The following is a 13,711-nucleotide window of genomic DNA, read 5'->3' as shown; positions in this document are numbered from 1 at the left end:
CAGTCTTCTTTTGCTATTTCAAAAAATATACCCTTGTTTCATAAGGCTTTAACGTAAATTCTCTTCGTAATTGATGGTCGGCAGAGTCATAATTATTTAAAACAAGTTCGGAAGCCTTATAGGATACTTGAGATGGAACCTTTAGTCTGGTTGATTTTTTACTGAAATTATTTATGATGATCACCTTTTTACTGCCTAATTTTCTTGTATATACAAACAGTCTCGGATGATTCGGCAATAATAATTCGTAAGTGCCGTAAACAAATATCGGATTCTCTTTTCTTAATTGGATTAATTTTTTATAGAAACTTAGAATTGAATCAGGGTCACCCCATTGATTGGCTACATTAATCTCCTTATAATTCGGGTTTATTCCAAGCCATGTATGCCCCGAGGTTGTGAACCCTGCCATGCTCGAAGAATCCCATTGCATTGGTGTGCGGGCATTATCACGGCCTTTCTCCCAAACAACCTTCATAATCTCCTCATGAGACCGTCCCTTTTCCGATTCTATCTTGTAATAATTAATCATTCCTACGTCATTGTAATCTTCTATCGAAGGGAAATGAACATTGGTCATGCCAATTTCCTGTCCCTGATAAATAAACGGTGTCCCTTTCATTAAGAAATAAAGCGCTCCAAGCATTTTGGCACTTTCTTTCCAATACTCCTTGTCATTCCCCCAGCTCGAAACCCTGCGGGGCTGGTCATGGTTTTCGATGAATAATGCGTTCCAGCCTCTTCCTTCCAGACCAAGCTGCCATTTGGTTAAGATCTTTTTCAAGATACGAACATTGATGGAACCATTAACGTCCTTATCCCATAGGTCCAAAAATTCAAACTGAAAAATCATATTGAAATAGCCATTTTCTTCGCCAACCCATTTTTCGGCGTCATCGAGTCCAACTCCATTGGCTTCACCAACGGTCATGATGTCATAGTTTTTAAGCGTCTTTTGTGAGAATTCCGAAAGAAATTCATCAATTCCCTCAACATTCATCATGTATTCAAAACAAGGGACGTAATCCAATTCTTTCGGATTTGGCATATCAGGAAATCCCGGTTCTTTTTTGATATGGGAAATCGCATCAACTCGGAAGCCGTCAATTCCTTTATCAAGCCACCAGTTCACCATATCCGCCAAGGCAGCCCGCACTTCGGGATTTTCCCAATTCAAATCAGGCTGGCGCTCGGAGAAGATGTGCATGAAATACTGATCGGTTTCTTCATCAAATTTCCACGCAGGGCCGCTAAAAATTGATTCCCAGTTATTTGGCTCCTTTTCATCTTTTCCATCGCTCCAAATGTACCAATCACGCTTCGGATTGTCCTTCGAGGAGCGGGATTCGATAAACCATGGATGTTCATCACTTGTATGGTTGATTACCAGGTCCAAAATCAATTTCATGCCGCGCTTATGAACCTCTTCCAACAGTTCATCAAAATCGGCCATTGTCCCGAAATCATTCATAATATCCTGGTAATCAGAAATATCGTAACCGTTATCATCATTTGGTGATTTATACATCGGGCAAATCCAAATGACATCAATCCCTAAATCCTTCAAGTAGTCTAATTTTGAAGTTATTCCTTTTAAATCCCCAATTCCGTCGCCATTGCTATCCATGAAACTGCGGGGATAAACCTGATAAGCAATACTTTCTTTCCACCATTTTTTACTCATGCTGCACCTCATTTTTCCATATATATGACTGGATTTTCGTTTATTCGTTGAAGCCTTCTTCGTGTCCCATGTGTCTTTCACCATTTTGTCACGTAAGAACGGAAAATTTGGTTTAAATTAAGCCCACCACATTTGGGAAATAGGCTCTTCAATAAGAACAGATTTTAAGTTCAAAATAGCACGTTTCAATCCCTCATCGATCGACATAATCGGGTCTTCGTGCTCGATGCTGATTACATAGTCATAACCATATGTCCTTAATGCACTCATCATATCGGTCCAATCTTTTAAACTATGACCGCAACCGACCGAGCGGAAGGTCCAGGCACGTGTTTGCACTTCCCCGTATGGCTGCATGTCCGTTAATCCATACATATTGACATTATCCTGGTCAATGTATGTGTCTTTGGCATGGAAATGATGGATCGCCTTTTCTTTTGCCAAAATTTTAATTGCTGCAACCGGGTCAATTCCCTGCCACCATAAATGGCTTGGATCTAGATTTGCGCCGATGGCATCACATGTTTCCTCGCGTAATTTTAATAATGTGTAAGGTGTATGAACTAAAAAGCCTCCGTGTAGTTCAAGGCCTATTTTTACATTGTGCTCCTTCGCAAATAAGCCCACTTCTTTCCAATAGGGGATAAGTTTCTCTTCCCATTGCCATTTTCGAACGTCACTATACTCATTCGGCCATGGGGTAACAGGCCAGTTTGGATATTTGGCTCCTTCATGGTCACCCGCGGTGCCGGAAAAACAGTTTACAACAGGCACTCCTAATAAGGAGGCTAACTTAATTGTTTTTAAAAGGGTTTCGTGTGACTGCTTTGCAAATTCTTGTTCTGGAGAAATCGGGTTGCCATGGCAGCTAAAAGCGCTAATAATCAGACCTCTTTCTTCCACCTTTTGAAGATACTCACGGCGGGCCTGTTCACTTTCCAATAATCCATCCACATCACAATGGCTGCTTCCCGGATAGCAGCCCGTACCAATCTCCACCGCATGAAGCCCAGCTTCTTTAACAAGATCAAGCATTTCCTCAAATGACTTTTCCGCGAACAAAACGGTAAATACTCCTAGTTTCAAAATAATTCCCCTCTCTCATAGCTTGAGATGTACAACTAAAACTGCTGTAAAAACGACTTATTGATTTTCTTCTGAAACTAAAGTGGTTTTGCCTTCCCATCGTTCACTCTACTTTTTATTTTAAAGTATGAATAATCGAATGAAACGGCTTACATTGACGCAAAGGGTGGAAAATATTGAACTTGAAACTCTAGTTCCAGCAACATATAGAGTCATTTTAGTGCTGTCGACATGAACATTACTAATTTGATTACATCTTATAGTTTATTTCTATAAATTAACATAGATGATATAATTGAAAAATCTACTATTTTGCTACTTTTTAAGATTAGAGGGAGTATATGTCGGAGAACATATTATTTTGCGGCTATTCTTATCATATAAATGGTTACCATTCCCAATATAAATCCGGATACCCAATTTATCTTTTTCGTCTGCAAACAGAGGGGCTTTGCGAGGTAGTAGTCAAGGGAAGAACGGTAGAGCTTGGGAAAGGAGATCTTTTGCTTATTAAGCCTGGAGATCACTACGAACTCCTCGTCCAAGCCGGACAAAACAGTGCAGACTATCATTTAGGCTGCGAGGGAGCTTGGATTGATGAATGGTGGAACCGTTCCGAAAAGCCGGATGTTTCCAGGATTGATCTGGATGAAAAGCTGCTGTCTTTATGGCGGCAAATCATGATTGAAAAGCGGCGGCCAGCCCAAAGTCAAAACGAAGAACTTGCTGGCTATTTGCTGCGGGCCCTTTGTTTATCTCTTGAACGAGCTGTTACCGAAACAGGCCATTCCTTTAGCCATCCATATCCTGTAACACGAATGATGCGATACATTGAAGAACACGCCACCATCCCGTTTAAATTGGAAGAAGTTGCGCAGCATGCCGGACTCAGCGTCTCCCGGTCTGTCCATCTGTTTAAAAGCAGCGTTGGAAAAACAATGATGGAATATGCACAGGAAATTCGCTTGTCTGCGGCCATCGAACGGATGAAATACACGACACAAACACTTGAACAAATTGCTATAGATTGCGGTTTTGGCAGCTATCCCTATTTTCACAGAGTTTTTAAAAAGAAATATGGTGTTGCACCGGGAACGTACAGACGAAATGAATAAATGACTCATAAAAAATGCCGGAAATATGGAAGTTCTTTAGAACGTTCCGTAGTCCGGCATTTTCCATTATTTAATATTACTTTCAGAGTTTACATAATCGAAATCTTTGATGATCTCATTTGTTTCGGCAGATATAAAGATCGTTTCCATCAATCTTAGGACACGCAAAACTTCCTCATTTTTGATAATTGGTTCTGCTTTGCCTTCAACAACCGAAATGACATTGTCATAAAAACTTTCCATCGCCTGCTCTACTTTTGGTAAATCAGTTGAACGAACAGCTTTTTCAGACGGCGGCGCCATCGTTTTCGTTAATCCTTGTCCGGCTTTAATTGGCTTCGGTGCTTCCACTGCTTCGGCCAGATTTTGAATCACCATTTTGCCATTGATATCCCAATCATTAATGACGGCTGTACCCTTCGTCCCTTTTACATACCATCGGGGCATTTGAATGAAATTGGTGGTACCAACTTCCACCAAAGAGGTGACACCGTTTTCAAACATAATGAAAACTTGGAAGCCGTCATCTACTTCATCTCCTAAAATATAACTTAAATTGGCATAGACACTAGCAATCTTACTGTCTACCATATATAAGAGCTGATCCAATAAATGGACGCCCCAGTCCAGCAGCATGCCTCCCCCATACACTTTCAGGTGGCGCCAGTCTCCAGGTATTCCATTTGCTCCTTGAACCCTTGATTCCATGTGAAAAACATCACCAATTAGTTTCTCATCATATACCTTCTTAATCGTGAGGAAATCTTCATCCCATCTGCGATTTTGATGGACAATAAATGCCCGATCATTTCGTTTTGCCGCTTCCATGATCTCCAGTAATTCCTCACTGTAAATGGTCACAGGCTTTTCGCATATAACATGCTTTTTGGCATTTAAAGCTGCCACGGCAATTTCTTTATGCACATCGTTTGGAGTCGAAATTAGAACAAAATCTACCGCGCTGTCAGATAAAACGGCTGAAAGGCTTTCATATGCCTTGTATCCGTCCGCTAAGGAAGCTTCTCTTCTCTCCTCCAGAATATCAAAGGTACCAATGACATCTATATTTTGATTATCTTCTAATAGCTTGGCGTGATAACTTCCCATGCCTCCATAACCGACAATTACCAAATGATACGTTCGATTCGTCATTTGAAATCTCCTTATTTATTAAACTTTGTTAACATAACTGATGATCTCCGTGCCAATCAATCATTCAATCTATTCAAATAAACTGCTTCTCCCGTCTGAGCTGATTTATAGATCGCTTCCAAGATTTCCGTTACGACAAGGGCTTCCTCCGGTTTAACAACTGGCTCTGTATCATTAAGGATACTTTCAATCCACAATCTGGCCTCCAGGTCTGCTGCACTTTCAGTTTCCCCATCATAAAAATCAACACCTTTTGCATCCAAATCGATGTAATTCGTGTATAATTTGCTGAAGTTCTCACCATTGATTCGAAGGCCGTCCCACATATCAGCTCCTCCCTCTGTCCCGCACAGCGTACATTTGGCCTCGCCTGTTTGCAGCATATTAATTGCCCAGCTCGATTCAAGGATGATCGTTGCGCCATTTTCCATTGTAATGTATCCGAAAGCAGAATCCTCGACTTTGAATTTCTCAGGATCCCATGATCCCCACGCATTTGCAGCATCCTTCTTCTTCCCAAGCTTATGAAATGTACTTCCTAACACGACTTTTGGCTGGTAATTATTCATCATCCATAAGGTTAAATCCAATGCGTGTGTTCCAATATCGATTAATGGACCTCCGCCTTGTTTCTCTTCATCTAGAAACACACCCCACGTAGGAACAGCGCGCCTGCGTATCGCATGGGCTTTGGCAAAATAGATCTCTCCCAAATCACCCCGTCCGCATACCTTTTGTAAATATTGGCTGTCAGTACGAAAGCGATTTTGATACCCGATAGTTAGTTTTTTTCCTGTCTGATTTGCAGCTTCTACCATTTTCCTAGCATCTGCTGCGGTTTTAGCCATTGGTTTTTCGCACATTACATGCTTATCAGCTTCCAAAGCAGCCACAGTGATCTCAGCATGAGAATCATTCGGTGTGCAAACATGAACAACATCAATTGTCTGATCCTTTAGGAGGTCCCGATAATCTGCGTAAACCGCTGCACCTTCCATACCATATTTTAAAGCTGCTTCCTGTGCCCGCTCCTCTATTACATCGCAAAAAGCGGCTATTTCTATTTGCTTAAGTTTTGCAAGACTTGGCAGATGCTTCCCCTTTGCAATCCCGCCGCATCCAATGATTCCGATCCGTAATGTTTTAGTCATGTTTTCTACTCCCCCAACTTTAGATTTTTAACGAAATTGAATTCAGAGAACTTTGTCATCCCTTCTCATAAAGTAAAACGATACATTTATCTTAAAGGGTATGTTGGGGCAGAAACATAGACCATCTAACGAAAATATAAACTATTTTGCTTTTTTTAATTATGCTTTTTACCTGTTACATCCCCTTTATGAATAAGATAATTAAAAACAGAGGAGGGAAACGAAAATGGAAGCCCAAAATGAAGGAGAATCACAGGGAAAACAAAGCAACCACCAAAACCGGATTTTTTTAAATGAAGGCCATCATTTTCCTGGAAAAACCTATACAGAAGTTGTCCTTAAACCAGCGTATGATGAGGCGAAGCTGCATTTACTGGAGCCGATGATGGCTATTAATAAAGCCCATCTTATTATGCTGGTTGAACAGGGCTTATTATCGAAAAAAGACAGCCGCCAGATTGCCAAGGCAATCAGGAGCTTGGATTTACACTCTATTCGCAACTCCCACTATTCCGGACAAGTAGAGGATCTATTTTTTCAGGTGGAAAAAGAATTGCTCCATCTTGCAGGAGATATCGCTGGCAATCTTCATATTGCCAGGAGCCGAAATGATATGTGTATTACCATGTTCCGGCTGGCGCTTCGTGGAAAATTACAAACTGCCATTTCTTCCGTCCTACTATTACAGGATCAATTATTGAAATTTGCCACTGAGCATGTACAGACACTCATGATTGGCTATACCCATACACAGCAGGCCCAGCCAACAACGCTTGGCCACTATATCATGGCTGTGGTCGATTCATTAAATAGGGATATACAGCGGTTGAAAACGGCTTACCATCAGTGTAATCAAAGTCCGATGGGAGCTGCCGCCTTTACAACCTCTGGATTCCGTATTAATAGAGAAAGAATGATGGAGCTATTAGGCTTCGATGGTTTCATCGAAAACTCCTATGATGCCATTGCTGGGGCTGATTATATCGCTGAAGTCATGTCAGCTGTTCAAATTGCGGCGATGGGCCTCGGCCGCGTCGTCCAAGATTTGTTGTTATGGAGTACTCAAGAGTATTCAGTACTAAAGGTTGCTGATCCGTATGTACAAACAAGCTCCATCATGCCGCAAAAGCGCAATCCGGTTTCACTCGAACATTTACGCTCGCTATTTTCCAGTTGTGTGGGTAATACTCAAACAGTATTGACGATGATTCACAATACACCATTTGGCGATATTGTAGATACAGAGGATGATATGCAGCCATATGGGTGGAGGAGTTTAGATTTGCTGGAGAAATTGTGCAGACTCATGGCCTATGTGATGGGGACTGCTGAAGTGAATAAAGCAGTGCTTCGAGAGCGGGCACAAGCCAGTTTCGCTGTCGTCACAGAATTAGCCGACACTTTAGTCAGAACGGATATACTTCCATTCCGTACGGCTCATCAAATTGCAAGCAAGATCGTGAAAAGAGCCATATCACAAGGAAAACCAGCTCATCAAATTACATTAGCACATGTCAATGAAGCTGCGTTAGAGGCAATCGGCAAACCGGTGCTTCTGAATGAGGAACAGCTGCGGCAATCACTGGACCCCGATTATTTTGTAAAAGTTCGTTCTCTTCCCGGCGGCCCCAATCCAGACGAAGTAAGAAGAATGATTGAGAGCAGAAGCCAAAAGCAAACTGATCATAAGTCATGGTTAATAACAGCCAGGGACAAATCTGAAAAATCGTTTCTTTACCTAGATACCGTACTGTTGGAATGGTGTTTGAACGAAGAAAAGTAACAGTCTCCCTTCAAATAATAGGGACCACTGATCAACTTTCAGTGGTCCTAGATTTGTTTTTAATTTTGACTGATGATTTCTGCTTCAAACAATACAGTGAGCTCTAGCACTGCCTAATCTTAAAAACGATATGATTCTTCTTTTACGTTACTTTCCAGTTCTTCATCATATGTTTCGGTCATTTTATCCCTGCAATCCCAGCATATTGCCCTGTTTCTTTCCATATTGGCCAATTCCTTGCCACAATAAATACATACATCTTCCATCATAATCCTCCTTTCTTTTTTGTGAAAAATTGAGCATTTTAGTTTGTCAAAAACCTTTCTAAAATCCATTCCTATTGCTTTATTATTATTTTATATGGAGTTTGGCCAATAAAGTAGCGAATATTTTGTGAATTTTTAATCACTTTGAAGTACGCCTACAAAAAAGCCAGGAAATACTGAGCTTCCATTTGAGATCAGTACATCCTGGCCTTATCCAGCCTGTATATCAAATTATATCCCCATTAACTCTAATACTTGTTCTTTATTAGGAAGAGAACTAATAGCCCCTTTTCCCGTTGTAGTCAGTGCCCCAACTGCATTGGCAAACTGAAGAAATTCGTCATGATTCCTTCTACAAATATCCTCCAAATTAAGAGGCGTCACGTTGTTGGCAAGCAGCTGATACAAGAAACCGCCGACAAAGGCATCCCCTGCGCCTGTTGTATCCTGTACAGTGACTCTATATCCTTTTGATATAAATTGTTCATCTTTAAGATAAAGTTCTGCGCCCATTGCTCCTTTAGTATAGATGACAGCCCGAACATCTCCAATAAATAGGGAGCGAATAGCCTCTTCCTCATGATCCATATTCGTAATAAATGATAATTCTTCATCAGAGATTTTTAAAAGATGCGCTTTCGGGATAAAACTCACGATTGTTTCCCGGCAATGATCCGGGTTCTTCCATAATGGCAGCCGAACATTGGGATCAAAGCTAATCAGCGCGCCGTTTTGTTTTGCTTCCTGAATCGCCTTTATATGCGCCAGTTTCATGGGACTTTCAACCAAATCAACAGAGCAAAAATGAAGGATATCTCCACTTGAAAACCAATCTCCGGCAATTTCCTCTTCTTTCATTAAGAGATCAGCTGAGGGATTACGGTAAAAGGAAAAATCCCTTTCCCCATCATTTCGTAATGAAACAAAAGCAAGTGCTGTATTAGCTACATCCGTTCTCAATATTTTATCCGTCTCTACACCGGTTTGGTTCAATGTCTCAATAAGAAAATCTCCAAAGGCATCCAAACCTAATTTCGAAATCATCGAAGATTTCCCTCCCAGCCTTGCTACGGCAGCGGCAACATTGGCAGGGGCCCCTCCAGGTGCCCGTTCAAACTCCACTACGTTTTTCAACATTTCCCCTTTTTGAAGGGGAATGAAATCTATTAAAACCTCACCAATTGCGAATAAGCTGCTGTTCATGTTTCCACCTCTGATATTATTGATAATCCCATTTTGTTGCATTGAACCGTGTCTTTCCATTTGAGAAGAAGCGAATGTCTTGGCTATCTGAATTCGGGAAAATCCGGCTCGTAAATACCTCTTCACCATCATTCACAAAAATTTCGACAGAAGATGTATCTACATACATATGAAACTTAATCTTTTGTGCTTTCAAATAGCCTTTTCTTACCGTTCCATAATCTTCTGCCACCGATTCCCCTGAGAGAGTTCGATCGAGTACTACTTTCCTCTCAGCTGCATCATACTTAATAATGGTTTTTTCTATCTCCCCTGCCCTGAATTCAATCCCGAACTCTTCCGCATCGTAATTCTCGAAATGACAAATCATTTCAAAAGCTGTTCCGGAAAATGCATCATACACTTTCTTATCATGGTTAAGCAGATCTTCAACATTCTGTTGTTCCCCACGCAGGGACTCAAGTTCTTTAACAGGCTGTTGAATCAATTTGCCATTTCGGATTGACAATTCCCTTGGCAATGTTAAACAGTGCGCCCAGCCGCTATTATCAGTTGGATACTCAATATCCGGAAGACCCATCCAGCCTACTAATATCCGCCGCCCGTCTGGGGCTTGAATAGTTTGAGGAGCATAAAAGTCAAATCCTTTATCCAGCTCATGAAAAGAACCATGTGGCATCGACAAATTGTTAACGTCCAACTTGTTACCAAGTATATATCCAGATTGATAAATGTTGTGGAAATTATCTTCTTTCGGCATAATGCCTTGAGGACAAAAAAGGAGAACACCTTGTTCATCTAATTCGAAATAGTCCGGACATTCCCACATATAGCCGAAATCTTTCAAATTAGTGCTTAACTCCCCTTGAAACTGCCAGTTTAGCAAATCTGATGAACGATAGAGAACGGCACAGCCGTCTTTACTTTCCCGTTGCGCACCAATCACGGCGTAAAACAAGCTGCCTTCTTTCCATACCTTAGGATCTCGGTAGTGATCTGTATATCCGTTTGGGATACTCGCAATAACAGGATGTTCCAGCTTTTGAATTTCATTCTGTTCATTCATGATTGCTAAGCATTGATAAGGATGTCTCAGCCAATTCTCATCTCGCGTATTTCCTGTATAGAGTAAATAAAGCTTTCCTTCATGCTCGATTGCACTACCGGAATAAGCTCCGTGACTGTCGAAATAGCTGGAAGGTTCAATTCCCACACCAACATTCTCCCAATGAACAAGATCCTTTGATTTAGTATGATACCAATATTTTAATCCGTGTACTGGCCCAAGCGGGAACCATTGATAAAATAAATGGTACTCACCATTATAGTAAGAAAAACCATTAGGATCATTGAGTAGTCCTGTTTCAGGTTGAATATGAAACGTTTGCCGCCATTTGCAGGCTTTTACTTTTTCTTTTAATTGAGTGACTTCATCCGGTCTCGCATCCTCAATGCGGCGATAACGCTGTTCAGTTGTCCAAATCATCATGTTTATCTCCTTTTAACTATGAAAGGAGAATCACTCGATTCCCCCTGTTCTCTTCTATTTATTAAGCTGCTTTTTCCTCACCTTCTAATAATTGCTTTTTAGCTTGTCTTTTTGCCAATACCATCGTTAAGAAAAAGGCAATCACAAATGATATCCCCATACCAATGACATAGAAAAGAATGGCATTTGGTTTAATGGATATAATCCCAGGAAGACCGGCAGCCCCCAATGCTATTGCTTTCACTTTAAACAAAGTAATAAAAGCTGAAGCGATTCCTGAACCAACAATAGCGCCAATGAATGGATATTTTAGTTTTAAATTCACTCCAAACATGGCTGGCTCTGTAATTCCTAATAAAGCAGAGATTCCTGATGCCGATGCTAGACTTTTCATTTTTTTATCTTTTGTTACAAGCAGTACTGCCAAGGTTGCTGCCCCCTGAGCAACGTTTGACATCGCGGCAATTGGAAAGATAAAGGTTCCACCCGTTTTAGCGATATTAGAAAGCAATTGTGTTTCAACCGCAATAAAGCTTTGATGCATTCCAGTAATAACGATTGGAGCATAGAAAAAACCTAAAATGCCACCGCCGACAAAGCCTGTTGTATTGTAAAACCAAACGATCCCACCTGTAAAAAGGTCTCCTGCAGTCCGTGTAATGGGACCGACAAAAGTAAAAGTTAAAACAGCTGTTACCAAAATAGATAGTAATGGTGTTAAAAGGTTATCTAATGCTGACGGGATTACTTTCCGTAAATTAGTTTCAAGCTTAGCTAATATAAACGAAGAAGCAAGAACCGGTAAGACAGTTCCCTGATATCCAACTTTTTCAATGGTAAATCCAAGAATGTGCCAAGCAGGAACTTTGTGAGCGATTTGAGCAGCCCCATAATTATAGGCATTCAATAAATCCGGGTGAACCATAATCATTCCTAAGGCAGCACCTAAATAAGCATTTCCTCCAAACCGCTTGGTGGCTGAAAAACCTAGTAAAACCGGTAAAAAGACAAAGGCAGCGTTTGCAAAAGTATTAATCATCGAAGCTAAATCAGCAATACCAGGGTTTGCATCGATTAGTGACTTCCCATGAATAAATAAATCTTTTGCAGTCAGGACATTATTAATCCCCATTAATAGACCGCCAGCTACGATGGCTGGGATAATAGGAACAAAGATATCTGAAAGCAGTTTAACTAGCTTTTGAAGCGGATTCATTTTTTTGGCACTTGCACTTTTCACTTGTGTGGTTGACATCTCCGAAATTCCCACCATATCAATGAAATGCTTATATACCTCATTTACAATTCCAGCCCCTAAGATAATTTGATATTGTCCAGATGTTGAAAATGTTCCTTTTACAATATCTAAACCATCTAACGTTGCTTGGTCCACATTCCCTTCATCATGTAAGACTAGGCGTAATCTCGTTGCACAGTGTGCAGCAGCAGAAACATTTTCTTTCCCGCCAATTGCATCCAAGATTTCTTGAGCGATACTCTTGTAATTCATGACCATTCTCCTTTAGTTATAGTTTTAGGTTTGGAAATCATTTAATGCCTAAAAGTAAATCTAATAGCAAAACATCAGTTTATAGAACCGGTTCCAATATCGAATAAAAAAATAATACCATTAAGGAACCGGTTCCAAATCACCGGTAAACGAAAACCGGGATTGGAACCGGTTCTAAATATATTATAGTTTATATTTCAAAAGGTTGTCAACGCTTTCTCGATCAATAATTTTATATTTTGATACAATTAATGACTTTATTTCTTCACCATTTATTAACTTTAACATGCTTTGAGCAGCCATTCGCCCTGCATCCTGATAATAAAACTTAGCCGTCGTTAAACTGGGATGGATGATTTCAGTAATCTCGTAACCTCCAAATCCTGTTATGGATAAATCATTCGGTATACGAACCCCTTTTAGATACGCTGCCTTCATTACGCCAAGGGCGATGTTATCCGTTGCACAAACTATTATAGAAGGTTTAAATTCATCAATAATGGCAGGCGTAATGGCTAATGCATCTTCTATTTTAAAGCTTGTTTCATAAAATTTCACTTCCGTTTCATTCGCTTCTAGAATGGCCTGTTTAAAGCCTTCTTTTCTCTTAACGCCTACCGCAATATCCTTTTCGGACACACCTAAAAATGCAATCCTCCGATGACCTTTGGCAAGAACGTACTTTCCCATTTCGAAGGCTGCATCATAATCATTATGGATCATACTATGAACAGTCTTGTGCTGTTGACCAACCAGCAATATGGGGATTTGTACCTTTTCAAAGGCTTCCAAATGAGCATTCGTTATTTGAGTAGCCAATAGAATAACTCCAGCAACCTTTTGCCGAGCCAAGCTATAAATGTTTTCAATTTCGCGCTCTAAATCTTGGCTGCTGTTGGAAATCAACATTTGATAATTTAATTCTCTTAACTGTTCATCAATTCCGATTAAAGTTTGCGAGGCTGCATAAGAATCAAGACGCGGGATGATGGTGCCGATAATATTTGGCTTTTTTGCCTTTAAACTTTGAGCAAACGTATTAGGAATATATCCTGTTTCTTTAATAACATTTTCGATCTTTTTCTTTGTTGCTTCGCTGACAGATCCTCCGTTTAGATATCGCGAAACAGTGCTTTTAGCCACTCCAGCAATCTTTGCGATATCAGCAATTGTTTTGCTCATTTTTTCATCTCCAATAGTTATATAACTATATCATATGTGAAAATATGGGACAGAACAAGCTTTGTCATTATGGAAGGTGAACATCTTATT

Annotated in this window: 11 protein-coding genes; 2 read left to right on the top strand and 9 right to left on the bottom strand. The window is 40.4% G+C overall.

Annotation, left to right across the window (positions count from 1 at the left end; genetic code table 11):
• Nucleotides 1-13: 13 nt before the first annotated feature.
• Nucleotides 14-1,684 (bottom strand): glycoside hydrolase family 13 protein, encoded by a 1,671-nt coding sequence (locus tag HPT25_RS11155; protein ID WP_173063734.1) that lies wholly within the window; start codon nucleotides 1,682-1,684, stop codon nucleotides 14-16.
• 117 nt (nucleotides 1,685-1,801) lie between these two features.
• Nucleotides 1,802-2,770 (bottom strand): sugar phosphate isomerase/epimerase family protein, encoded by a 969-nt coding sequence (locus tag HPT25_RS11150; protein WP_173063731.1) that lies wholly within the window; start codon nucleotides 2,768-2,770, stop codon nucleotides 1,802-1,804.
• A gap of 341 nt (nucleotides 2,771-3,111) precedes the next feature.
• Between HPT25_RS11150 and HPT25_RS11145 the strand changes: the two genes are divergently transcribed.
• Nucleotides 3,112-3,885 carry an AraC family transcriptional regulator gene (locus HPT25_RS11145; protein WP_173063728.1) on the top strand — a complete coding sequence of 258 codons (774 nt, stop codon included), beginning with the start codon at nucleotides 3,112-3,114 and terminating at the stop codon, nucleotides 3,883-3,885.
• A 66-nt stretch (nucleotides 3,886-3,951) separates the two neighbouring features.
• On the opposite strand, the gene HPT25_RS11140 is transcribed toward HPT25_RS11145, so the two are convergent.
• Entirely contained in the window at nucleotides 3,952-5,037 is a 1,086-nt protein-coding gene (locus HPT25_RS11140; protein WP_173063723.1) for a Gfo/Idh/MocA family protein, read from the bottom strand.
• Nucleotides 5,038-5,093: 56 nt separating this feature from the next.
• Nucleotides 5,094-6,188 (bottom strand): Gfo/Idh/MocA family protein, encoded by a 1,095-nt coding sequence (locus tag HPT25_RS11135; protein ID WP_173063720.1) that lies wholly within the window; start codon nucleotides 6,186-6,188, stop codon nucleotides 5,094-5,096.
• Between the two features lie 226 nt (nucleotides 6,189-6,414).
• Between HPT25_RS11135 and argH the strand changes: the two genes are divergently transcribed.
• Nucleotides 6,415-7,971, top strand: coding sequence for an argininosuccinate lyase (gene argH / locus HPT25_RS11130; RefSeq protein ID WP_173063717.1), 1,557 nt, complete (start codon nucleotides 6,415-6,417; stop codon nucleotides 7,969-7,971).
• Between the two features lie 119 nt (nucleotides 7,972-8,090).
• Here argH and HPT25_RS11125 read toward each other — a convergent pair whose 3' ends face one another.
• The 5 genes from HPT25_RS11125 to HPT25_RS11105 form a co-directional block, all read right to left on the bottom strand.
• Nucleotides 8,091-8,237 carry a hypothetical protein gene (locus tag HPT25_RS11125; RefSeq protein ID WP_217269690.1) on the bottom strand — a complete coding sequence of 49 codons (147 nt, stop codon included), beginning with the start codon at nucleotides 8,235-8,237 and terminating at the stop codon, nucleotides 8,091-8,093.
• 231 nt (nucleotides 8,238-8,468) lie between these two features.
• The gene (locus tag HPT25_RS11120; RefSeq protein ID WP_173063714.1) at nucleotides 8,469-9,440 is read right to left on the bottom strand and encodes a carbohydrate kinase family protein; all 972 of its coding nucleotides are present in this window, start codon (nucleotides 9,438-9,440) and stop codon (nucleotides 8,469-8,471) included.
• A gap of 16 nt (nucleotides 9,441-9,456) precedes the next feature.
• Nucleotides 9,457-10,926, bottom strand: coding sequence for a sucrose-6-phosphate hydrolase (locus tag HPT25_RS11115; RefSeq protein ID WP_173071060.1), 1,470 nt, complete (start codon nucleotides 10,924-10,926; stop codon nucleotides 9,457-9,459).
• Between the two features lie 64 nt (nucleotides 10,927-10,990).
• A complete protein-coding gene (locus tag HPT25_RS11110) occupies nucleotides 10,991-12,439 on the bottom strand; it encodes a sucrose-specific PTS transporter subunit IIBC (protein ID WP_173063711.1) in 1,449 nt (482 codons plus the stop codon).
• Nucleotides 12,440-12,622: 183 nt separating this feature from the next.
• Nucleotides 12,623-13,621 carry a LacI family DNA-binding transcriptional regulator gene (locus HPT25_RS11105; protein ID WP_173063708.1) on the bottom strand — a complete coding sequence of 333 codons (999 nt, stop codon included), beginning with the start codon at nucleotides 13,619-13,621 and terminating at the stop codon, nucleotides 12,623-12,625.
• Nucleotides 13,622-13,711 lie beyond the last annotated feature (90 nt).

It is taken from the genome of Neobacillus endophyticus, from assembly GCF_013248975.1.
Taxonomy (GTDB): Bacteria; Bacillota; Bacilli; order Bacillales; family Cytobacillaceae; genus Neobacillus; species Neobacillus endophyticus.
Note: the sequence above shows the minus strand (reverse complement) of the source record. Positions and strands in the feature narration are given on the sequence as shown.

Bases quoted from the DNA above. Each gene is read 5' to 3' on its own strand.
- HPT25_RS11155 (WP_173063734.1), bottom strand. From the start codon at position 1,684: ATGAGTAAAAAATGGTGGAAAGAAAGTATTGCTTATCAGGTTTATCCC.
- HPT25_RS11145 (WP_173063728.1), top strand. From the start codon at position 3,112: ATGTCGGAGAACATATTATTTTGCGGCTATTCTTATCATATAAATGGT.
- HPT25_RS11140 (WP_173063723.1), bottom strand. From the start codon at position 5,037: ATGACGAATCGAACGTATCATTTGGTAATTGTCGGTTATGGAGGCATG.
- HPT25_RS11135 (WP_173063720.1), bottom strand. From the start codon at position 6,188: ATGACTAAAACATTACGGATCGGAATCATTGGATGCGGCGGGATTGCA.
- argH (WP_173063717.1), top strand. From the start codon at position 6,415: ATGGAAGCCCAAAATGAAGGAGAATCACAGGGAAAACAAAGCAACCAC.
- HPT25_RS11125 (WP_217269690.1), bottom strand. From the start codon at position 8,237: ATGGAAGATGTATGTATTTATTGTGGCAAGGAATTGGCCAATATGGAA.
- HPT25_RS11120 (WP_173063714.1), bottom strand. From the start codon at position 9,440: ATGAACAGCAGCTTATTCGCAATTGGTGAGGTTTTAATAGATTTCATT.
- HPT25_RS11115 (WP_173071060.1), bottom strand. From the start codon at position 10,926: ATGATTTGGACAACTGAACAGCGTTATCGCCGCATTGAGGATGCGAGA.
- HPT25_RS11110 (WP_173063711.1), bottom strand. From the start codon at position 12,439: ATGAATTACAAGAGTATCGCTCAAGAAATCTTGGATGCAATTGGCGGG.
- HPT25_RS11105 (WP_173063708.1), bottom strand. From the start codon at position 13,621: ATGAGCAAAACAATTGCTGATATCGCAAAGATTGCTGGAGTGGCTAAA.